This window comes from Mesorhizobium sp. W050, assembly GCF_054719535.1.
On the sequence record NZ_JBTTIH010000001.1, the window covers coordinates 4,569,593 to 4,589,020 of the forward strand.

The window sequence follows — 19,428 nt, forward strand, 5'->3', positions numbered from 1 at the left end:
GAAACCGCTTTATTGATTTCAGAGGTTTTCTCTGATTTCTTAAGCACTTAGCGATTAAGCGGCGTAGGCATGTCGTTGTTCCAAAACCGCTTCATGCTTTTGGACGATTATATGCATCGATCGCTACGATAGGGAGGGCGCTGCGTGACGATGCAGCCTGCAAGTACCGAGATACAGTCGCGCACGGCGGCGATCATCCAGGAGTTGAAGGGCCTCGAAGGCCCCCTGCTGCCGATCCTGCACGAGATCCAGGAAGAATTTGGCCACGTGCCGCAGGACGCCGTGCCCGTCATCGCCGATGGGCTGAACCTGTCGAGGGCCGAAGTGCATGGCGTCGTGACCTTCTATCATGATTTCCGTGCCCGGCCGGCTGGCCGGCATGTGCTCAAGCTCTGCCAGGCGGAAGCCTGCCAGTCGATGGGTTCGGATGCGATCGCCGCAAAGGTCAAGCAGTTGTTGGGCATCGATTTCCATGAGACCACCCGCGACGGATCGGTTACGCTTGAGCCTGTCTATTGCCTCGGGCTGTGCGCCTGTTCACCGTCGGCGATGCTGGATGGTGAGGTGATCGGGCGGCTCGATGACGAGAAGATCGAAGAGATCGTCGCGGAGGTACGCTCATGATCCCGCGCATCTACATTCCAGGTGACTCCGGCGCGCTGGCGCTCGGCGCCGAAAAGGTCGCCAAGGCTGTTCGTGCGGAACTGGCTGAACGGGGCGTCGAGGCCAAGATCGTCCGCAACGGCTCGCGCGGCGCCTATTTCCTCGAACCGATGGTCGAGGTCGCGACCGAAAAGGGCCGCGTCGCTTACGGGCCGGTCAAGCCATCGGACGTCAAGAGCCTGTTCGACAGCGGCTTTCTCACCGGCGGGCATCACAAGCGCTGGCTGGGCGCGCCCGACAAAATCCCGTTCCTGGCCAAGCAGACGCGCCTGACCTTTGCGCGTTGCGGCATCAACGACCCGCTATCGCTCGATGCCTACAAGTCACTGGGCGGGCTCAAGGGCCTGCAGAACGCGGTGGCCATGGCGCCGCTCGACATCGTCAAACAGGTCACGGAATCGGGCTTGCGCGGCCGAGGCGGCGCCGGCTTCCCGACCGGCATCAAGTGGAAGACGGTGCTCGATACGACATCTGACCGCAAATACATCGTCTGCAATGCCGACGAGGGCGACAGCGCCACCTTTGCCGACCGCATGATTATGGAGGGCGACCCCTTCGTGCTCATCGAAGGCATGACGATTGCCGGCATCGCCACCGGCGCGACCAAGGGGTTCGTCTATATCCGCTCGGAATATCCGCATGCGGTGGCTGTCATGAACAAGGCTGTCGAGGTCGCCCGCAAGGCAGGCGTGCTCGGCGTCAGCGTGCTGGGTTCGCCCAACGCCTTCGACATGGAAATCCGCGTCGGCGCCGGCGCCTATGTCTGCGGCGAGGAAACTTCGCTGCTGAACAGCCTTGAAGGCAAGCGCGGCGTGGTGCGAGCCAAGCCACCGCTGCCGGCAATCCAGGGTCTGTTCGGCAAGCCGACGGTGATCAACAACGTCATCAGCCTAGCCTCCGTGCCCATCATCATGGACAAGGGTGCTGCCTTCTACAAGGATTTCGGCATGGGCCGCTCGCGCGGCACGATCCCGATACAGATCGCCGGCAACGTCAAATTCGGCGGCCTGTTCGAGGCGGCCTTCGGCATGACGCTGGGCGAAATCGTCGACGATATCGGCGGCGGTACGGCCACTGGTCGCCCGGTGAAGGCGGTGCAGGTCGGCGGCCCGCTCGGCGCCTATTTCCCGCGCGGCCTGTTCGACACGCCGTTCGACTACGAAGAGTTCGCGAAGCGCGACGGGCTGATCGGCCATGCCGGCATCACCGTGTTCGACGACACGGCCGACATGCTGAAGCAGGCGCGCTTTGCCATGGAGTTCTGCGCCATCGAAAGCTGCGGCAAGTGCACGCCCTGCCGCATCGGCTCGATACGCGGGGTGGAGACCATCGACCGGATTGCCGCCGGCATCGAGCCGGAGAAGAACCTGGCTCTGGTCACCGATCTCTGCAACACGATGAAGTTCGGATCGCTCTGCGCGCTGGGCGGCTTCACGCCCTACCCGGTGATGAGCTCGATCACCCATTTCCCCGAAGATTTCAAGCCCGCGCCGGCGCGCGTGGCTGCTGAATAGGAGCTGGCAGATGAATATCAAGGCCGACTTCCCGACACTCATCGAAGAACTCGATTACGGAACCCCGGAATCGAAGGCGCAAAAGCAGGTTACGCTGATCGTCGACGGCCGCAGCATCAGCGTGCCGGAGGGTACGTCGATCATGCGCGCGGCGATGGAAGGCGGGGTCGAGATCCCAAAACTCTGCGCTACCGACATGCTGGACTCGTTCGGCTCCTGCCGCGTCTGCCTGGTCGAGATCGACGGGCGCGGCGGCACGCCGGCATCCTGCACGACGCCCGTCGGCGAAGGCATGGTGGTGCGCACGCAATCCGAGCGGCTCGACGCCATCCGCCGCGGTGTCATGGAGCTTTACGTCTCCGACCACCCGACCGGCTGGGACGAGAAGGCCGGCACCGGCGCCAGCGAGTTCGACGTTGTGGCGAAATCGGTCGGCCTGACCGAGAACCGCTTCGGCATCGAGGGCCGCAACCACGTCAAGCAGGAAAACGGCGTCGCGCCCGGCCATGGCTCGCTGGCGGTCGACTACATCGCCCGCGACGAGTCCAACCCATATTTCACCTATGATCCGGCGCAATGTATCGTCTGCTCGCGCTGCGTGCGGGCCTGCGAGGAGGTGCAGGGCACCTTCGCGCTGACGATCGAGGGCCGCGGTTTCGAATCGCGCATGGTCGCCGGCATGCACGAGGATTTCATCGCCTCCGAATGCGTATCCTGCGGCGCCTGCGTGCAGGCCTGTCCGACCGATGCGCTGCGTGAAAAGACCGTGCTTGAGAAAGGCATGCCCGAGCGCTCCGCCGTCACCACCTGCGCCTATTGCGGCGTCGGCTGCTCGTTCAAGGCAGAAGTGAAGGACGACGAAGTCATTCGCATGATGCCCTACAAGGACGGCAAGGCCAACCACGGCCACTCCTGCGTGAAGGGCCGTTTCGCCTATGGCTATGCCACCCACAAGGACCGCATCCTGTCGCCTATGATCCGGGAAAAGGTCAGCGATCCCTGGCGCGAAGTGAGTTGGGAAGAGGCCATCGCCCATACGGCCAAGGAATTCCGCCGTATCCAGTATCAATACGGCCGCACCTCGATCGGCGGCATCACGTCCTCGCGATGCACGAATGAAGAGACCTATCTGGTGCAGAAGCTGGTGCGCCAAGGCTTCCGCAACAACAATGTCGACACCTGCGCCCGCGTCTGCCACTCGCCGACCGGCTACGGCCTCGGCCAGACCTATGGCACCTCGGCCGGCACGCAGGATTTCGATTCCGTCGATTTCACCGATGTCGCCGTCATCATCGGCGCCAATCCGGCTTCCGCGCACCCGGTGTTCGCCTCGCGGCTGAAAAAGCGGCTGCGCCAGGGCGCCAAGCTGATCGTGCTCGATCCGCGCCGCACCGAAATGGTCAAGTCGGCGCATATCGAGGCCGACTATCACCTGCCGCTGAAGCCCGGCACCAACGTGGCGGTGCTGACGGCGCTGGCGCATGTCATCGTTACCGAAGGGCTTTTCGACGAAGCCTTCATCCGCGATCGCTGCGACTGGGCGGAGTTCCAGGATTGGGCTTCTTTCGTCGCCCTGCCGGAAAACAGCCCCGAAATCGTGGGCAAGCTGTCCGGCGTCGATCCCGAACTGATCCGAGGTGCTGCACGGCTCTATGCCAAGGGCGGCAATGGCGCGATTTATTACGGCCTCGGCGTGACCGAACACAGCCAGGGTTCGACCACGGTTATGGCTATCGCCAACCTTGCCATGGCGACCGGCAATATCGGCCGTCCCGGCGTCGGGGTGAACCCGCTGCGCGGCCAGAACAACGTGCAGGGTTCCTGCGACATGGGCTCGTTCCCGCATGAACTGCCAGGCTACCGCCACATCTCCGGCGAGGTGGTGCGCGACATCTATGAGACGTTGTGGGGAGTGAAGCTCGACGACGAACCGGGCCTGCGCATCCCCAACATGCTGGATGCCGCCGTCGACGGATCCTTCAAGGGCATATACATCCAGGGCGAGGACATCCTGCAGTCCGACCCTGATACCAAGCATGTCGCGGCCGGCCTGGCGGCGATGGAATGCGTCGTCGTGCACGACCTGTTCCTCAACGAGACAGCGAACTACGCGCATGTCTTCCTGCCGGGCTCGACCTTCCTGGAAAAGGACGGCACCTTCACAAATGCCGAGCGCCGCATCAACATGGTGCGCAAGGTGCTGGAGCCGAAGGCGCGCTATGCCGACTGGGAAGCGACACAGGAGCTTGCCCGCGCGATCGGGCTGGATTGGAACTACCAGCATCCCTCCGAAATCATGGACGAGATCGCCAAAACGACGCCAAGCTTCGCCGGCGTCTCCTTCGATCTGCTCGACCGTGTCGGATCGGTGCAATGGCCCTGCAACGAGAAGGCGCCGCTCGGCACGCCTATCATGCATATCGACGGCTTCGTGCGCGGCAAGGGCAAGTTCATCCGCACAGAATATGTGGCGACCGACGAGCGGACCGGGCCGCGTTTCCCGTTGCTGCTGACCACCGGCCGCATTCTCAGCCAGTACAATGTCGGTGCACAGACAAGGCGCACCGAAAACGTCATGTGGCACTCGGAAGACCGGTTGGAGATCCATCCGCACGATGCCGAGAACCGCGGCCTGCGCGATGGCGACTGGGTGCGGCTGACCAGCCGTTCGGGTGAGACGACGCTGCGTGCGCTGATCACCGACCGGGTGTCGCCAGGTGTGGTCTACACAACGTTCCACCATCCCGACACGCAGGCCAACGTCATCACCACCGACTTCTCCGACTGGGCGACCAACTGCCCGGAGTACAAGGTGACCGCGGTGCAGGTCGGCGCCTCCAACGGGCCTTCGGACTGGCAGCGCGACTATAACGAGCAGGCCGAGCAGAGCCGCCGCATCGCAAAGCTGGAAGCGGCGGAGTAGTCTTGCCACGGCGTTCGACAATGAGAGCTTCAATCTTGACGGTTGGTCGACCCCCACTCCGTCAGGAAGGAGAGCTTAAGCCGCATGGCGCCTTTCCTCTCCCTCCGGAGGGGGGAGAGGTGGCGCCGCGAAGCGGCGACGGAGTGGGGGAAGCCGGCCCCGCAACACGCAGCCGTCGAAAGTCGCGCACAACCCAAAGAGCAGGCAAACCGGCCTATCTGGCGAGCAGTCGCCCCCCACTCCGTCAAGCTTCGCCTGACACCTCTCCCCCAATCGACGGGGGAGAGGAAAGGCGCGAGCCTCCACAGCTAGTGCTAAGGACGAACAGGGCAGAGGGGCGCGCCTCGTGACCCGAAAACGCCAAGCGACCACCCAAATCTCTCGCCTTGCCCACCGCGCCAGCGGCACTGCGGTGGCCAACCGCATGGTGCCGGAGGAGACGCCGGTGGCGTTCTCCTTTGCCGGCACCACCCATGCGGTGATGATGGCGAGCCCGGCCGACTTCGAGGATTTCGCGCTCGGCTTCTCGCTGACCGAAGGCATCATAGCCTTGCCTGACGAAATCGATGCGATCGAGGTCGAGGACCATGGCGCCGGCATCGATATCCAGATCCGGCTGAAGGACCAGGCCAATACGCGCTTCGAGGCGCGGCGGCGGCGGCTCGCCGGCCCGGTCGGCTGCGGGCTGTGCGGCATCGAATCCATCGAGGAAGCGATGCGCTCGGTCGATAAGGTTAGTGCGTCCAAGCTTACGCTTGAAGCCGACGACATCACCCGTTCGGTAAAGCTTTTATCCAAGGTGCAGCCGCTGCATTCGGAAACCGGTGCAGTTCATGCAGCGGGCTTCTACATCCCCGGCAAAGGCATCGTCATGGCGCGCGAGGATGTCGGCCGGCACAATGCGCTGGACAAACTGGCCGGCGCGCTGGCCAAGGCCGGCATTGACAGTGCATCGGGCGCGGTGGTGGTGACATCACGCGTCTCGGTGGAGATGGTGCAGAAAACGGCGGCGATCGGCTCCGCCTTCATCATCGCCGTGTCGGCGCCGACAGCCCTTGCCATCCGCACCGCCGAAGAGGCCGGCATGACGCTGGTGGCGCTGGTGCGCGGCGACGATTTCGATGTTTTCACCCACCCGGAACGGGTGGTCTTGGGAGTTGCCCAGCATGTCGCATGACGAAGAACACATCACGAGCACCGGGGAAAAGCTGGTGCGCATGGCCAACCAGATCGCCGCCTTCTTCCATTCAAGGCCCCGCGAGGAAGGTGTGGCGGGCGTGGCCGAGCACATCAACAAGTTCTGGGAGCCCAGGATGCGCCGGCAGTTCTTCGAGATGCTGGACAGTGGCGGCGAAGGTTTTGACGAACTCGTCGTCGTGGCCTCGGCCAGGATCAAGCGGCCGAAGACCGAGGAGCAGGCCGATGTGAGCATCGGCTACGTCCAACCCACGGGTGCAGAGAGCGCCGCTCCCCAGAAATAGCCTCCCCCAGAAATGGCGGGCGAACACGGTTCGCCGCGGGCTATATTCCTGTCTTCTAAAGTTTGGCTGCCGCATCCGCCGGGCGTCTGCTATGGTCGGCGATCAGAAATCGTCTGGCCGGGCGGGATAGCAACGTGAGGCCGATCGAGACGCGATATGCCCTCAGCGGCGACGTGCGGATCGCCTATCAGGTGGTCGGCCAGGGATCGTTCGACCTGGTTTTCGTGCCCGGCTTCATCTCCAATCTCGACCTGCATTGGGAAGACGAGGGCTACGCCAGGCTCTTGAAACGGCTCTCGGCGTTCTCGCGGCTGATCCTGTTCGACAAGCGCGGCACCGGCCTGTCCGACCGCGTCGACCCACGCCACCTGCCGAGCCTCGAAACCCGCATGGACGATGTGCGCGCGGTGATGGATGCCACCGGCAGCGGCCGCGCGGCCTTGCTCGGCGCTTCGGAAGGCGCGCCGATGGCAATGTTGTTTGCCGCCACCTATCCGGAACGGACACGAGCGCTGGCGCTCTATGGCGGTTATGCGCATTTCCACAAATGGGTGATGTCGCCGGAGCGCCTCGAGGCCTTCATCGCGACGGCCGGCACGGAATGGGGCACGGGCGCCACACTGCCCAACTTCGCTCCCGGCCGGGTAGATGATGCGCATTTCACCCAGTGGTGGGCCCGCTTCGAGCGGCTGTCGGCCAGTCCGACGGCAGCGGCCGCTCTTGCCCGAATGAATGCCGGGATCGACGTGCGCGGCGTGCTTTCGGCGATCGGCGCACCGACCCTGCTCATCCATCGCCGCAACGACGCGCGGGTCGACCCCGGAGCCAGCCGCTTTCTGGCGAAAAACATCTCGAATGCGCGACTGGTCGAGGTCCCCGGGCGCGACCACCCGATCTGGACCGGCGATGTCGACCGGGTGGCCGACCTGATCGAGGAATTCCTGACCGGCGAGCGTGCCGTGGCCGAAGCGGAGCGCGTGCTTGCCGCTCTTCTGGCGACACGCATCTACGACACGGCGCGGGTTGGCGACCGCATGTGGAGCGAACGTAGCGAGCGCTTCCAGGAGAGCTGGCAGCAGCTGGTCGGCCGTCATGGCGGACGCGTCGCCGGCATCCATGGCGAATTGATGATCTCGCGCTTCGACGGGCCGGCGCGGGCCATACGCTGCGCGGCGGCACTGCGCGATGCGGCGCAACATGTGGGCATTGCAAGCGCCCAGGGCGCCCATGTCGGTGAGGTCGAAATGCGCGGGCCGCCGGTGGGGCTGATGGCACGGGTGACGATGCAGATCGCCGCCCATGCCGGGCGCGGCGATATTCTGGCGTCGCGGCTGGCCGCCGATCTGGCGGCGGGGTCCGGCCTGCATTTCATCGATGCCGGGCGTGTCACGGTGGATGAGCTGGACGAGCCGCTGGCGCTGGTTCAGGCAACGTCGGAACAGCACCTGGAGCCGGCCTGCCGCCCCAAGGCGAAACCCGCCGAGCCGGCTCAACTGACGGCGCGCGAAAGCGAGGTGGTGATCCTGATCGCCGACGGCAAGAGCAATGCCGCGATCGCCGCCGAGCTGAGGCTCAGCGAGCATACGGTCAAGCGTCATGTCGCCAACATATTGCTGAAGCTCGATTTGCCGTCACGGGCGGCGGCAGCGGCATTTTCCGCCAGGCAGGCTGGCCCGGACGGGCCATAGGGACCATGGCGCTTTCGGGCGAAGCGGCCAGGTGGGGTCGAGGCGTACCAATTCTCTCCATGCAGGCCAGGCGGATGTCGCCGGGAAAGGCACTGCGGATGGAGGATGCAATGCTGAAGTCAAACAGGTCGATCAAATCGCTGGTGATAGCGGCAGGCGTTGGCGCGTTGTTCACGATCGCTCCCGCCAGAGCCGAGGATGCCTCGGCGGCCGCCGCCTACAAGGACATCGAGGCGACGCTCGGCTCAGTGCCGGACATGTTCAAGACGCTGCCCGATGTCGCGGTTGCCGGCGCCTGGGCCGAGATCAAGGGTGTGCAGCTCAACCCCAAGACCGCGCTCGACGGCAAGACCAAGGAACTGCTGGGGCTGGCCGTCGCCTCGCAGATCCCCTGCCAGTACTGCATCTATTTCCACACCGAGGCCGCCAAGCTCAATGGCGCGACCGATGAGGAGATCAAGGAGGCGATCGCGATGGCGGCGATCGTGCGCCACTGGTCGACGATGCTCAACGGCAGCCAGGTCGATTTCGCGACCTTCAAACAACAGACCGACGGCGTGTTCGCAGCCGTCAAAGCCAAGTCGCAGTGAAAGAAAATGCCGGGCGGTGCGCCGGGCATTGCTTGTGATCATTCAACCGCCCGATCAACGGGCCATGGAGGAGAAGATGCTGACCAAGACGCAAAGCGTGGACGGCGCGGCGATCAAGAAAGCGATCGAAGGACGGGACGGCAGGATGCTCGCTAGCTTCTATGCCGACGACGCACTGGTGCGGGTGATCGACCGCAACAATCCGCCGAGCAAGCCGCGCGAGATCCGCGGCCGGGCGGCGATCAGCACCTTCTGGGACGACATCTGCAGCCGGGCGATGACCCACAAGGTCGACACCACCATCGCCGATGGCGACAATCTCGCCTTCACCCAGGCCTGCGCCTATCCGGACGGAACGAAAGTGTTCTGCGCGGCGATGCTGGAGCTGAAGAATGGGCGGATTGCACGACAGACCGTCGTGCAGGCCTGGGACGAGTAGTTCCACCGCGGAAAGATCAACCGCGGTTTGGGCCGCAAAACTGGAGGAGACAAAAATGTTCAGCGCCAGATGGCAGATCGACGCCAAGTTCGGGCACAAGCAGACCGTGCTCGACCTGTTGAAGAAATGGGAACGCGAGATCGGCTCTCAGGTCGGCATTGCCGATCTCGAGTTCCAGATCATGACCGGTTCGGTCGGAGCTCGGGAAGCGACGGTCGAATCGCATCATCAGGTCGAAAGCCTTGCCCAGCTGGAGGGATTCTTCGCCAGGATCGGCAAGATCGACGCGCACGCCAAATGGGGCAAGGAGATGGAGCCCTACGTCGTTTCAGGCACCAGCCTTTGGAACATCTACCGCATCGTGGAGTAGCCGTGGCAGGTGCAGCAGTTTTCGGCCATCAGTTGCGGCGGCCGAAACTCGTCCGCTGCCCGGAAAACCGCCCTTCCCTGGCCGATCCGGCAGCCGCGACACGTGCCGGCTGATTGGGCAATGTGGCCTGCTTGGCCAGGGCCGCCGCTATCAAGGCGTCGGCCTGGCGCGCGCGCTGGTCCGCGCCGGCATCTCCGGCAGGGTTGCCCGCCACGGCGGAGGTCGACATCCGCCGGCGGGGTTTGAAAGCAAGATAGAGAAGCAACGCGCCGAGCAGTCCAGCCCCAATGACGATCGTCAAACGCGTGCCGGTCATGCCGGTGCGTTCGATCTGGGTGGGGTTGACGGGGTTCTGGACGACGGTGAGCTTGTCGCCGACCTGCGGTTCGCGGGCACCGTTCTTGTTCAGCTCCATCGTGGCCTCGACGGCGTCGGCGCCGGTGCCGACGCGCAAGGTGCCGGTGAATTTCTGGGTCACCTTCCACTCTTTGTCAGCATGAACCGTCTTGAACGCATCCACCAGTTCGCACGGGATCGTGGCGGTGCTGACGGTCTTGTAGACAATCTTGTGGGCGGTCGATTCCATGTCGCATTCGACATTGACCGCGAGGATTTCAGCAGGCGCCTCGGGCCAGCCGCTCTTCTTGATCATGTCCTTGCCGCCGAACACAGCGATCAGCAGACAGAAGCCGCCAATGAGTACCAGCTTGATCTTGGTCGTGTTCATGCGCAAACCCCTCGCCGCGCGGTTTCCCGGCAAGAGGCTGCTCGTTCAGGTTGAATATTCAGTAAATCGTGAACTCCCGCCGTACCGCAAAAGTAACTCTCGCTTAATGTACAGAAAACGGGTTGGCGAACATTTTAGAGATATTGGCAGCCTCTACCCATGCGCGACCATCACATGACGAACGGCGGTATAATCCTCCAGCGCATAGAGAGACATGTCCTTGCCGTAGCCAGACTGCTTCAGCCCGCCATGCGGCATCTCGTTGGTCAGCATGAAATGGGTGTTGATCCAGGTGCAGCCATATTGCAGACGGGCGGCCGTCGCCATGGCGCGCGAGACGTTCTTGGTCCACACCGAGGATGCCAGGCCGTAGTCGCTGTCATTGGCCCAGTTCACGGCTTCATCGACTTCGGAGAAGCGGGTGATGGAGACGACCGGACCGAACACTTCGCGGCGCACGATCTCGTCTTCCTGCAGCGCGCCGGCAACCACCGTCGGCTGGTAATAGAAGCCGGAGCCTTCGCCCGGCTTGCCGCCGGTGGTGATCTCGATGTGCTTCAGTTCCGAAGCGCGCTCGACGAAGCTCGAGACTCGATCGCGCTGGCGGCGCGAGATCAGCGGCCCGATCTCGTTTTCGGTGTCGTCGGGCTGGTTGTATTTGATGGTCGAGACGGCAGATGAGAGATCGGCGACGAGCTTGTCGTAGATCTTCTTGCCGGCATAGATGCGGCAGGCGGCTGTACAATCCTGCCCGGCATTGTAGTAGCCGAAAGCGCGCAGGCCGTTGACCACGGCGCCGAGGTCGGCATCGTCGAAAACGATGACCGGCGCCTTGCCGCCGAGTTCCAGATGCGTGCGCTTGACCGACTTGGCGGCGGCCTGCAGCACCTTCTTGCCCGTGGCGACGTCGCCGGTGATCGAAATCATGTTGACCTTGGCGTGATTGATCAGCGTGTTGCCGACGCTGTCGCCGCGGCCGAGCACGACATTGACGACGCCCTCGGGCAGCACCTCGGCCAGGATCCTGGCCAGCTTCAGCGCCGTCAGCGGCGTCTGCTCCGACGGCTTGAAGACGACGGTGTTGCCGCCGGCAATGGCCGGCGCCAGCTTCCAGGCCATCATCATCAGTGGATAGTTCCACGGCGCGATGGAAGCGACGATGCCGATCGGGTCGCGCCGCACCATCGAGGTGTGGCCGGGAATGTATTCGCCGGCGACCACGCCCGGCATCGAACGCACAGCGCCGGCAAAGAAGCGATAGCAGTCGACGATCGCCGGGATCTCGTCATTGAGCACGGCGTTGATCGGCTTGCCGCAATTCAGCGCCTCGAGCGCCGCGAACTCCCGCGCGTTGGCCTCGATGCGGTCGGCGATCTTGAGGAGATAGCCGGAGCGCTGCGCCGGCGTTGTGCGTGACCACAAGACGAACGCTCGCTCGGCGGCAGTAACAGCCGCCTCGATCTGCGCCTGGCTGGCTTCAGGCAAATTGAGAATGGTCGCCCCGGTCTTTGGATTCAGAATCGGCTCCTCGGTCTCGGTGCCGTTCTCGAAGCTCGAGCCGATCAGCATCTGGGTGTCCATGCAGGTTCTCCTCGGTCAGGAGCGAGTAGCGAATAGCGAGTAGCGAATAGGGCTGGTCGTGCAATCTCCCCTATTTGCTGTTCGCTACTCCCTATTCGCTGTTCTTCATTTGCCCGAACCGGCGATCTGGTCGCCGTCGCGGGTCAGGTAATAGGCGGCAAGGATGGGCAGCAGCGTCACCAGCACCACGACCATGGCGACGACATTGGTGACCGGACGCTGGCGTGGGCGGATCAGCTCTTCCAGCATCCAGATCGGCACGGTCTGCTGCTGGCCGGCGGTGAAGGTGGTGACGATGACCTCGTCGAAGGAGAGCGCGAAGGCGAGCATCCCCCCGGCAAGCAGAGCGGTGGCGATGTTGGGCAGCACGACGTGCCGGAAGGTCTGGAAGCCGTCGGCGCCGAGATCCATCGAGGCCTCGATCATTGAGCCGGAAGCGCGGCGGAAACGGGCGACCGCATTGTTGTAGACGACGACAACGCAGAAGGTGGCGTGGCCGAGCACGATCGTCCAGAACGAGAACGGTATGTCGGCCAGTGAGAAGGCGGAGCGCAATGCGATGCCGGTGATGATGCCGGGCAGTGCGATCGGCAGGATGACGAGCAGCGAGATGGTCTCGCGGCCGAAGAATTTCGTCCGCGACACGGCGGCGGCGCACAGCGTGCCCAGGATCAAGGCAATCGCGGTCGAGATGGCGGCGACGCGGACCGACAGCGACAGCGCCTGCCAGACATCCGGCCGGTTCCAGGTGACGGCGAACCATTGTGTGGTCAGCCCCGGCGGCGGCCAGACGAAGCTCTTCTCTTCCGTGGTGAAGGCGTAGACGAAGATCAACAAGATCGGCAGATGCAGGAACAGCAGGCCGCAGGCGGCAGCGATCTTGAGGCCGAGCGGAGCGGATTGCGAACCGTCAGAGCGCATCGAAGGCCCCCATGCGCTTGGCGCCCCAGAGATAGAAACCCATGATGACGATGGGCACGACGGTGAAGGCTGCGGCGAGCGGGATGTTGCCGGCTGTGCCTTGCTGCGAATAGACGGCCTGCCCGATGAACAGCCGCGATGTGCCGATGATCTGTGGGATGATGTAGTCGCCCAGCGTCAGCGAGAAGGTGAAGATCGAGCCGGCGACGATGCCGGGCAGCGCCAGCGGGAACAGCACGTTGCGGAAGGTCTGGCCCGGCGATGCGCCGAGATCGGAGGACGCCTCGACCAGATTGCCGGGCACGCGCTCCAATGCCGCCTGCACCGGCAGGATCATGAACGGCAGCCAGACATAGACGAAAGCGATGAAGGTGCCGGTGGCGGAGACCGACAGGGAATTGCCGCCGACGACCGGCAGCGACAGCCAGCCATCGAGCACCCAGAGCAGATGCAATTTGGCGAGCAGCCAGGTCAAAATGCCTTCCTTGGCGAGGATCAGCTTCCAGGCGTAGATCTTGACGAGGTAACTCGACCATAGCGGCAGCATGACGCCGAGATAGAACAGCGCCTTCCAGCGGCCGCGGGCATAGCGCGCCGCATAATAGGCGATCGGGAAGGCGATGACGGCCGAGGCCAGCGTGACCAGCACCGCCATCGTCACCGTGCGCAGGATGATGTCGAGATTGGCGGGCTGGAACAGGTCGCCATAGGTCTTCAGCGTGAATTCGTGGTTGATGAGGCCGGAGAACTCGTCGATCGAAAAAAAGCTCTGCGCCAGAAGTGCGAACAACGAGCCGATATAGACAACGCCGAGCCATAGAACCGGCGGCAGCAGCATGAGGAACAGCAGCAGTTGCGGCTTGCGCCAGAAAAGGTCCGACAGTGCGCCGCGCATGCCACCGCTGCCGGGCAGGATGGCGGGGGCGGAGGTTGAGTTGAGCGCGGCGATGGTCATGGGGCGACCGCGTGCTGAAGGAACCCTGAGAAGCCGCGTTCCTTCACACCCCCCTCTGTCCTGCCGGACATCTCCCCCTCAAGGGGGGAGATCAGCAGTTTCGCTGCCTCGCCAAATCCCCAACGTTGAAGATTGGCGAAACCGGGAGGAACAGCCAATCTCCCCGCTTGAGGGGGAGATGTCCGGCAGGACAGAGGGGGGTGCTTGGCGCAAACCTCAATCATGCCGGCTCGTCCATCAAATGCAAATGCTCGCGGTTGAACGTCAGCACCACCGCTTCGCCTTTCGCCGGCAGCTTTGTCCCGGCCGGTACGATGGCGTGCAGCCTCAACCCGTCGGCGTCGAGCGTCAGCTTGGTCGTAGCGCCGAGATAGTTGGTTCCGACCAGGCGCGCGGCGACGCCCTCGCCTTTGGCGGCGCGGCCGATGCGGATGGATTCGGGACGCAGGCTGCCCCAGCGGTGCTGGCCGGAATAGCGCTGGACGAAGTCCGGCGGCAGTACGTTGGAGGAGCCGACGAAATCGGCGACGAAGCGGGTCTTCGGCCGCTGGTAGATGTCTTCCGGCGTGCCGATCTGCATGATCTTGCCGTCATTGAAGACGGCGACGCGGTCGGCCATCGACAGCGCTTCGCCCTGGTCGTGGGTGACGAAGACGAAGGTGATGCCGAGCGCCTTCTGCAGCGACTTCAGCTCTTCCTGCATGTTCTCGCGCAGCTTGAGGTCGAGCGCGCCGAGCGGCTCGTCGAGCAAAAGCACCTTGGGCTGGTTGACCAGCGCACGGGCCAGCGCGACGCGCTGGCGTTGGCCGCCGGAGAGCTGGCCGGGACGGCGGGCGCCATAGCCGGGAAGCCGCACCAGTGACAATGCCTCTTCCGCCGCCTTCTGCTGCTGCGGCTTGGCGATGCCCTTGACCATCAGCCCGTAGGCGACATTGTCCAGCACGTTCAAATGCGGGAACAGCGCGTAGTCCTGGAACACCGTGTTGACGTTGCGGCGATAGGGCGGCACGCCCTCGGCTCGGTCGCCGAAGATCGAGATCGAGCCCGAGGTCGGCTGCTCGAAGCCGGCGATGAGGCGCAGGCAGGTCGTCTTGCCGGACCCCGACGGACCGAGCATGGCGAAGAACTCGCCCGGCACGATGTCGAGATCGACCGCATCGACGGCGCGCACGCTGCCGAAATGGCGAGAGACTTTCTGGAAGGAAACGGCCGAGGTCATGGGCTGTCCTGATCTGTTGCCGGTTTGTGGTTCGTCGAAATAGCTCTTGCCGCCACCAATCAGGCCAGCGGGCACGGCACTTCACCTCCCCCTCGATGGGGAGGTCGCGGCGAAGCCGCGGGTGGGGGTGACTAGCACCGGACGTCAGCGCTGCCCCCACCCCGACGCTGCGCGTCGACCCTCCCCACAAGGGGGTGGGTTAAAGGGAGCTCAACGCCCGCCGATGACGCCGATATAGTCGGATACCCAGCGGTAGTAAGGCACGCACTGGTCGTTCTGGGTTGCGCACTTGGAGACCGGGGTCTTCCAGAACTTGATCTTGTCGAAGTTCTCGTAGCCGTTGGTCTTGCAGCCTTCCTCGCCGAGCAGCTCGTTGCCCTTGCAGGCAGCGGGCACCACGGGGAGCGAGCCGAACCAGGCCGAGACATCGCCCTGGACCTTGGGCGACAGCGAATGCTCAAGCCACATATAGGCGCAGTTGGGATGCGCGGCGTCGGCCTCCATCATGGTGGTGTCGGCCCAGCCGGTGACGCCTTCTTCCGGCACGGTCGAGGCGACCGGCTTCTTGGCGGCAACCAGCGTGTTGACCTGGTAAGGCCACGAACCGGAAGCGACGACGCCTTCGTTCTGGAAATCGTCGACCTGGATGGCGGCGTCATGCCAGTAGCGGCCGACCAGCGTCCGCTGAACACGCAGCAGCTCGAGCGCTGCCTTGTACTGGTCTTCGTTCAATTCGTACGGGTCCTTAATGCCGAGTTCCGGCTTGTGGAACATCAAATAGTTGGCGGCGTCGGCGATGTGGATCGGGCCGTCATAGGCCTGGACGCGGCCCTTGTTGGACTTGCCGTCCGGGAGGTTCATTTCCTCGAAGACGACGTTCCAGCTCTTGGGCGCTTCCTTGAAGACATCGGTGTTGTACATCAGGATGTTCGGGCCCCACTGATAGGGAACGCCGTAATGCACCTTGTCGACGGTGAACCAGGGCGCATCCTTCAGACGGTCGTCTACCGCCTTCCAGCTCGGGATGAGATCGGTGTTGATCGGCTGCACGCGCTTGCCGGCAACGAGGCGCAGCGATGCGTCACCCGAAGCGGTGACTAGATCGAACCCACCCTCATTCATCAGCGAGACCATCTCGTCGGAGGTGTTCGCGGTCTTGACGTTGACCTTGCAGCCGCTCTCCTTCTCGAAGGAGGTCACCCAGTCATAGCCCTTGTCGGTTTCGCCGCGCTCGATGTACCCCGGCCAGGCAACGATGCTGACCTCCCCTTCGCCCTTGCCAAGTTCCTTGACCTGGGCGACGGCCTGACCGGAAAAGGTCAGCGCGACCGTCAAGGCGGTGCACGTCTTCAGGAATGAATTCATCGTCAATCTCCCATTTTGGCGCCTGACTGCGAAGCGAGTCGCCGCCGCGGTCAGCCGCAGGCTGAAAAGCGTCAGTTCATCCGATGGCACGTTGCCGCTCTGATCGCGGCTTTCGTCCCTGACATGAAAAGTGCTCGGAAAATTCCGGTTTCGCAAATTCATTTATCAGAAACGCGATATCGGTTTTTCCGATAGATAACCACGCACCCTATCAACGCTGCTGGCGTACCATACGCTGCGACTGGGCAAGGCCGATGAAGTCGCGCGACGCCTGCGGCAGACCGGAGCCGCGGCGCCAGACCATGCCGACCTGGACGACCGGCAGGGAACCCGAAATGTCGCGCGATTCGATGCGGTCGCCTTCCAGCGACCACGGCCGGTAGACTAGGTCGGGCAGCAACGCCACGCCCGCACCTGTGGCGACGAGGCTGCGAACGGCTTCGACCGAGCGGGTGCGAAAGGCGACATGCGGCCTGGCGCCGATCGCCGCCAGAAGCTTGCCGGTGTTCTCCTCGATCTCGTCGACGGTCAGCATGATCAGCGGCTCGCCGGCAATGTCGCCTATGCCGATAATGTCGGCGCTGGCCAGCTTGTGGCCGAGCGGGACCCACAGCCGGTAGGCCGAGACCTCGAGGATTTCCGACTGCAGAGCGGTGCGGTCGCGCAAATTGGAGGTGACCATGACGGCAATGTCGAGCTTGCCGCCGATCAGCAGATGTTCGAGATAGTCGCCATTGTCCTCGATGGCCGAGACATCGACGCCGGGATAGGCGCGGCGGTAGCGCGCCAGCAGATCGGACAGCACATAGCCCGCGACCAGCGAGGTGACGCCGAGCTGCAGCCGCCCGCCGGCCACCACCTGGTCGTCGGAAAAAGCGCGGCGCGCGTCGGAGACGTCGGCCAGGATCTTGGTCGCATGGCGCAGGAACTGGTGGCCTTTGTGGGTAATGTTGAGGCCACGCGGATGGCGCTCGAACAATTCGACGCCGAGATCGCTCTCCAGCTCCTTGATCGCCTCGGTGACCGAGGATTGCGAGATGGAGAGGTTTTGTGCGGCGCCCGACACCGTGCCTTGCTCGGCGACGGCAATGAAGAACTGCAGCTGGCGGATGGTGAAAGCCATGGCCGGACTAAACACCGGCGCGCCGGGGAAGGAAAGCCGAAGGCGGAGCTTATACCCATACGGCTTGAGGCGCCTCCTGGTCAGCCGAACCCGAGGCGCCGCCGGCAGGCAGGACCGTAGCGAAGCGCGAGCATGAACGCCGTCTCCAGCGCCAGGACGATGACGATGATGCGAAAGCCGATGGCATAGGAATCCCGGCCGCTGCCGCGCATAAGGTAGCCGGTGACGAGGAAGCCGGTGTTCCATAGCGTGGCGCCGAGCAGCGTCGCCGCCGCGAAGGGCAAGAGTGGAAGACGGAGCGCGCCGGCCGCGATCGGCAGATAGTTGCGAACCGTCGGGATGAACTGCGCCAGCAAGGAGACCCGGACATGATGGCGGCGGTAGGCCTGACCAAGCTTGCTGTAGGTCGCATAGCGCAAGCAGACATATTTGCCGAAACGCTCGACCAGCCTGTCGGCACGATCCAATCCAATCCTACGGCCCACACTATACCAGACAAGGCAGCCTGTGATGGCGGACAGCGTCGTCACCAGAAGCAGGATCGCCAGCGCCAGGAGATCGGAGGCTGCCGTCATGCCGAGGAACAGCAGCAGCACATGCGAGGGCGGCAGCGGCAGGATCTTTTCAGTGAAGGCGAGACAGCCGACACCAAGCAGGCCGAAGCCCAGGATCGCCGACAGTGGATCAGTCATGCGAAGCGCCAGTCATAGGTTTTGAGGTTCTTGATCCTGGACACCTTATACACCGTCATACACCGTCGCCGGCGGAAAGTTGCGGAATGTCCGGCCAAGCCGGGTCCGCTTCCAGGTCGGAGCGCGCAAGCGTCCAGGAAAGACAAGGCATCGTTTGCAGCATGGTGGCCTCATTGCTGATGCGGGCGATTCGCCCGGCCCGCATTTCGACGAGGCGCTGTTTGCGGCTGCCAAGTTGCATGGACATTGCGAAGAGCGGGATGATTGAAAAAAGCAATTTTTCACCAGAACGACATCTTATGCGGCCGGCGACGCGGCGCGCATGATGCACAACATCGCCTTCGTGGTATCGGGTGGCGGCATGGGCCGGGATCGCGGCGCGCCAGTCGCTGGTGTTTGGCTAGGCCGCAGCGATGCTGAGGCGCGCTCCAGCCTCGGCAAGTGCCGAGGCAATGTCGCGCGGCGGCGGCTGGTCGGTGGCGAGTTCGGAAAAACCGTCGAAGCCGCAGACCTGGACCAGACCCTGGCGACCGAACTTGGTGTGGTCGGTGATGACCAGCGAGCGCTGGCCGCGCGACAGCACCATGCGGGCGAACTCCGCCTCTTCCAGATCGTAGTCGGCAAGGCCTGCGGCGGCATCGACGGCGCCGATCGAAATCACCGCATGGCTGACCGAGAAGCGGCTGACGAAATCGATCGCCGAGGCGCCGAAGGCGGCTCCGGAATCGCTGCGCAATTCGCCGCCGGCCATATAGACCTTGTTGCCGTTGACGGTGGCCAGCGTGCGGGCGATGTCGGATGAATTGGTGACCACGGTCAGCCGCCGGTGGCCGAGCAGTTCGCGGGCCAGGAACGAGGTCGTGGTGCCGGTGTCCAGCATGACCGATTCACCGTCGCGAATGGTGGCAGCGACCATGCGGGCGATCAGCCGCTTGGCCTCCGCATTGTCGCGCATGCGCCGCTCGAACGGCGCTTCGCCGGCCATCGACGGCAGGCCGATGGCGCCATGCATCTTGAGCACCGAGCCATTGCCGGTCAGTGGCTTGACATCCCGGCGCACCGTTTCAAGCGAAACCCCCAGCCGGTCGGCGAGGCTGGCAATGGTGACGGTGCCCTCTTCCTTGAGGAGGCGGAGGATTTCGCCATGCCGTTTCGAATGGATCATCTGGCTTCCTGA

19 protein-coding genes are annotated in these 19,428 nt (G+C 63.7%); 9 read left to right on the plus strand and 10 right to left on the minus strand.

The window, feature by feature from the left end; genetic code table 11:
* The first annotated feature begins 144 nt into the window (after positions 1-144).
* The 9 genes from ACYG9Y_RS22045 to ACYG9Y_RS22085 all read left to right on the plus strand — a co-directional run bounded on the left by ACYG9Y_RS22045 (position 145) and on the right by ACYG9Y_RS22085 (position 9,668).
* Positions 145-624, plus strand: a complete 480-nt coding sequence (locus ACYG9Y_RS22045; protein ID WP_023738147.1) for a formate dehydrogenase subunit gamma — start codon at positions 145-147, stop codon at positions 622-624.
* Complete coding sequence (locus ACYG9Y_RS22050; RefSeq protein ID WP_023738146.1) at positions 621-2,177, plus strand: formate dehydrogenase beta subunit; 1,557 nt, start codon at positions 621-623, stop codon at positions 2,175-2,177. Before ACYG9Y_RS22045 ends, ACYG9Y_RS22050 begins: the two co-directional genes overlap by 4 nt.
* 10 nt (positions 2,178-2,187) lie before the next feature.
* Positions 2,188-5,100, plus strand: coding sequence for a formate dehydrogenase subunit alpha (gene fdhF, locus ACYG9Y_RS22055; RefSeq protein WP_023738145.1), 2,913 nt, complete (start codon positions 2,188-2,190; stop codon positions 5,098-5,100).
* Between the two features lie 346 nt (positions 5,101-5,446).
* Entirely contained in the window at positions 5,447-6,277 is an 831-nt protein-coding gene (fdhD, locus tag ACYG9Y_RS22060; RefSeq protein WP_023738144.1) for a formate dehydrogenase accessory sulfurtransferase FdhD, read from the plus strand.
* Positions 6,267-6,581 (plus strand): formate dehydrogenase subunit delta, encoded by a 315-nt coding sequence (locus ACYG9Y_RS22065; protein WP_023688796.1) that lies wholly within the window; start codon positions 6,267-6,269, stop codon positions 6,579-6,581. Before fdhD ends, ACYG9Y_RS22065 begins: the two co-directional genes overlap by 11 nt.
* A 134-nt stretch (positions 6,582-6,715) precedes the next feature.
* Positions 6,716-8,269, plus strand: a complete 1,554-nt coding sequence (locus ACYG9Y_RS22070; RefSeq protein ID WP_023703523.1) for an alpha/beta fold hydrolase — start codon at positions 6,716-6,718, stop codon at positions 8,267-8,269.
* A gap of 110 nt (positions 8,270-8,379) precedes the next feature.
* Complete coding sequence (locus ACYG9Y_RS22075; RefSeq protein ID WP_023688798.1) at positions 8,380-8,859, plus strand: carboxymuconolactone decarboxylase family protein; 480 nt, start codon at positions 8,380-8,382, stop codon at positions 8,857-8,859.
* 76 nt (positions 8,860-8,935) lie between these two features.
* Positions 8,936-9,298: a nuclear transport factor 2 family protein gene (locus ACYG9Y_RS22080; protein ID WP_023688799.1), complete on the plus strand. Its 363-nt coding sequence runs from the start codon at positions 8,936-8,938 to the stop codon at positions 9,296-9,298.
* Between the two features lie 55 nt (positions 9,299-9,353).
* Entirely contained in the window at positions 9,354-9,668 is a 315-nt protein-coding gene (locus ACYG9Y_RS22085) for a hypothetical protein (RefSeq protein ID WP_023738143.1), read from the plus strand.
* A gap of 28 nt (positions 9,669-9,696) precedes the next feature.
* On the opposite strand, the gene ACYG9Y_RS22090 is transcribed toward ACYG9Y_RS22085, so the two are convergent.
* The 10 genes from ACYG9Y_RS22090 to ACYG9Y_RS22135 all read right to left on the minus strand — a co-directional run bounded on the left by ACYG9Y_RS22090 (position 9,697) and on the right by ACYG9Y_RS22135 (position 19,416).
* Positions 9,697-10,395, minus strand: coding sequence for a hypothetical protein (locus tag ACYG9Y_RS22090; protein WP_023738142.1), 699 nt, complete (start codon positions 10,393-10,395; stop codon positions 9,697-9,699).
* 153 nt (positions 10,396-10,548) lie between these two features.
* The gene (locus ACYG9Y_RS22095; protein WP_023702661.1) at positions 10,549-11,976 is read right to left on the minus strand and encodes a gamma-aminobutyraldehyde dehydrogenase; all 1,428 of its coding nucleotides are present in this window, start codon (positions 11,974-11,976) and stop codon (positions 10,549-10,551) included.
* A gap of 105 nt (positions 11,977-12,081) precedes the next feature.
* Positions 12,082-12,897 carry an ABC transporter permease gene (locus ACYG9Y_RS22100; protein ID WP_023702660.1) on the minus strand — a complete coding sequence of 272 codons (816 nt, stop codon included), beginning with the start codon at positions 12,895-12,897 and terminating at the stop codon, positions 12,082-12,084.
* The gene (locus ACYG9Y_RS22105) at positions 12,887-13,852 is read right to left on the minus strand and encodes an ABC transporter permease (protein ID WP_023702659.1); all 966 of its coding nucleotides are present in this window, start codon (positions 13,850-13,852) and stop codon (positions 12,887-12,889) included. The genes ACYG9Y_RS22100 and ACYG9Y_RS22105 overlap by 11 nt, the downstream gene beginning before the upstream one ends.
* Positions 13,853-14,072: 220 nt before the next feature.
* Positions 14,073-15,071, minus strand: a complete 999-nt coding sequence (locus ACYG9Y_RS22110) for an ABC transporter ATP-binding protein (protein ID WP_023715589.1) — start codon at positions 15,069-15,071, stop codon at positions 14,073-14,075.
* A gap of 210 nt (positions 15,072-15,281) precedes the next feature.
* Positions 15,282-16,436 (minus strand): ABC transporter substrate-binding protein, encoded by a 1,155-nt coding sequence (locus ACYG9Y_RS22115; RefSeq protein WP_023692632.1) that lies wholly within the window; start codon positions 16,434-16,436, stop codon positions 15,282-15,284.
* 211 nt (positions 16,437-16,647) lie between these two features.
* On the minus strand, positions 16,648-17,559 hold the full coding sequence (locus tag ACYG9Y_RS22120) for a LysR family transcriptional regulator (protein WP_023673412.1): 912 nt from the start codon (positions 17,557-17,559) through the stop codon (positions 16,648-16,650).
* An 80-nt stretch (positions 17,560-17,639) separates the two neighbouring features.
* On the minus strand, positions 17,640-18,251 hold the full coding sequence (locus tag ACYG9Y_RS22125; RefSeq protein ID WP_023692634.1) for a DedA family protein: 612 nt from the start codon (positions 18,249-18,251) through the stop codon (positions 17,640-17,642).
* Positions 18,252-18,306: 55 nt separating this feature from the next.
* Positions 18,307-18,582 carry a hypothetical protein gene (locus ACYG9Y_RS22130; protein ID WP_155923951.1) on the minus strand — a complete coding sequence of 92 codons (276 nt, stop codon included), beginning with the start codon at positions 18,580-18,582 and terminating at the stop codon, positions 18,307-18,309.
* Between the two features lie 69 nt (positions 18,583-18,651).
* Entirely contained in the window at positions 18,652-19,416 is a 765-nt protein-coding gene (locus tag ACYG9Y_RS22135) for a DeoR/GlpR family DNA-binding transcription regulator (protein WP_023685103.1), read from the minus strand.
* Positions 19,417-19,428: the final 12 nt, after the last annotated feature.

Excerpts from the sequence above, each read along its gene's own strand:
- ACYG9Y_RS22120 (WP_023673412.1), bottom strand. The coding sequence starts at position 17,559 with ATGGCTTTCACCATCCGCCAGCTGCAGTTCTTCATTGCCGTCGCCGAG.
- fdhF (WP_023738145.1), top strand. The coding sequence starts at position 2,188 with ATGAATATCAAGGCCGACTTCCCGACACTCATCGAAGAACTCGATTAC.
- ACYG9Y_RS22110 (WP_023715589.1), bottom strand. The coding sequence starts at position 15,071 with ATGACCTCGGCCGTTTCCTTCCAGAAAGTCTCTCGCCATTTCGGCAGC.
- ACYG9Y_RS22135 (WP_023685103.1), bottom strand. The coding sequence starts at position 19,416 with ATGATCCATTCGAAACGGCATGGCGAAATCCTCCGCCTCCTCAAGGAA.
- ACYG9Y_RS22090 (WP_023738142.1), bottom strand. The coding sequence starts at position 10,395 with ATGAACACGACCAAGATCAAGCTGGTACTCATTGGCGGCTTCTGTCTG.
- ACYG9Y_RS22075 (WP_023688798.1), top strand. The coding sequence starts at position 8,380 with ATGCTGAAGTCAAACAGGTCGATCAAATCGCTGGTGATAGCGGCAGGC.
- ACYG9Y_RS22050 (WP_023738146.1), top strand. The coding sequence starts at position 621 with ATGATCCCGCGCATCTACATTCCAGGTGACTCCGGCGCGCTGGCGCTC.
- ACYG9Y_RS22115 (WP_023692632.1), bottom strand. The coding sequence starts at position 16,436 with ATGAATTCATTCCTGAAGACGTGCACCGCCTTGACGGTCGCGCTGACC.
- ACYG9Y_RS22105 (WP_023702659.1), bottom strand. The coding sequence starts at position 13,852 with ATGACCATCGCCGCGCTCAACTCAACCTCCGCCCCCGCCATCCTGCCC.
- ACYG9Y_RS22065 (WP_023688796.1), top strand. The coding sequence starts at position 6,267 with ATGTCGCATGACGAAGAACACATCACGAGCACCGGGGAAAAGCTGGTG.
- ACYG9Y_RS22100 (WP_023702660.1), bottom strand. The coding sequence starts at position 12,897 with ATGCGCTCTGACGGTTCGCAATCCGCTCCGCTCGGCCTCAAGATCGCT.
- ACYG9Y_RS22095 (WP_023702661.1), bottom strand. The coding sequence starts at position 11,976 with ATGGACACCCAGATGCTGATCGGCTCGAGCTTCGAGAACGGCACCGAG.
- ACYG9Y_RS22125 (WP_023692634.1), bottom strand. The coding sequence starts at position 18,251 with ATGACTGATCCACTGTCGGCGATCCTGGGCTTCGGCCTGCTTGGTGTC.
- ACYG9Y_RS22085 (WP_023738143.1), top strand. The coding sequence starts at position 9,354 with ATGTTCAGCGCCAGATGGCAGATCGACGCCAAGTTCGGGCACAAGCAG.
- ACYG9Y_RS22080 (WP_023688799.1), top strand. The coding sequence starts at position 8,936 with ATGCTGACCAAGACGCAAAGCGTGGACGGCGCGGCGATCAAGAAAGCG.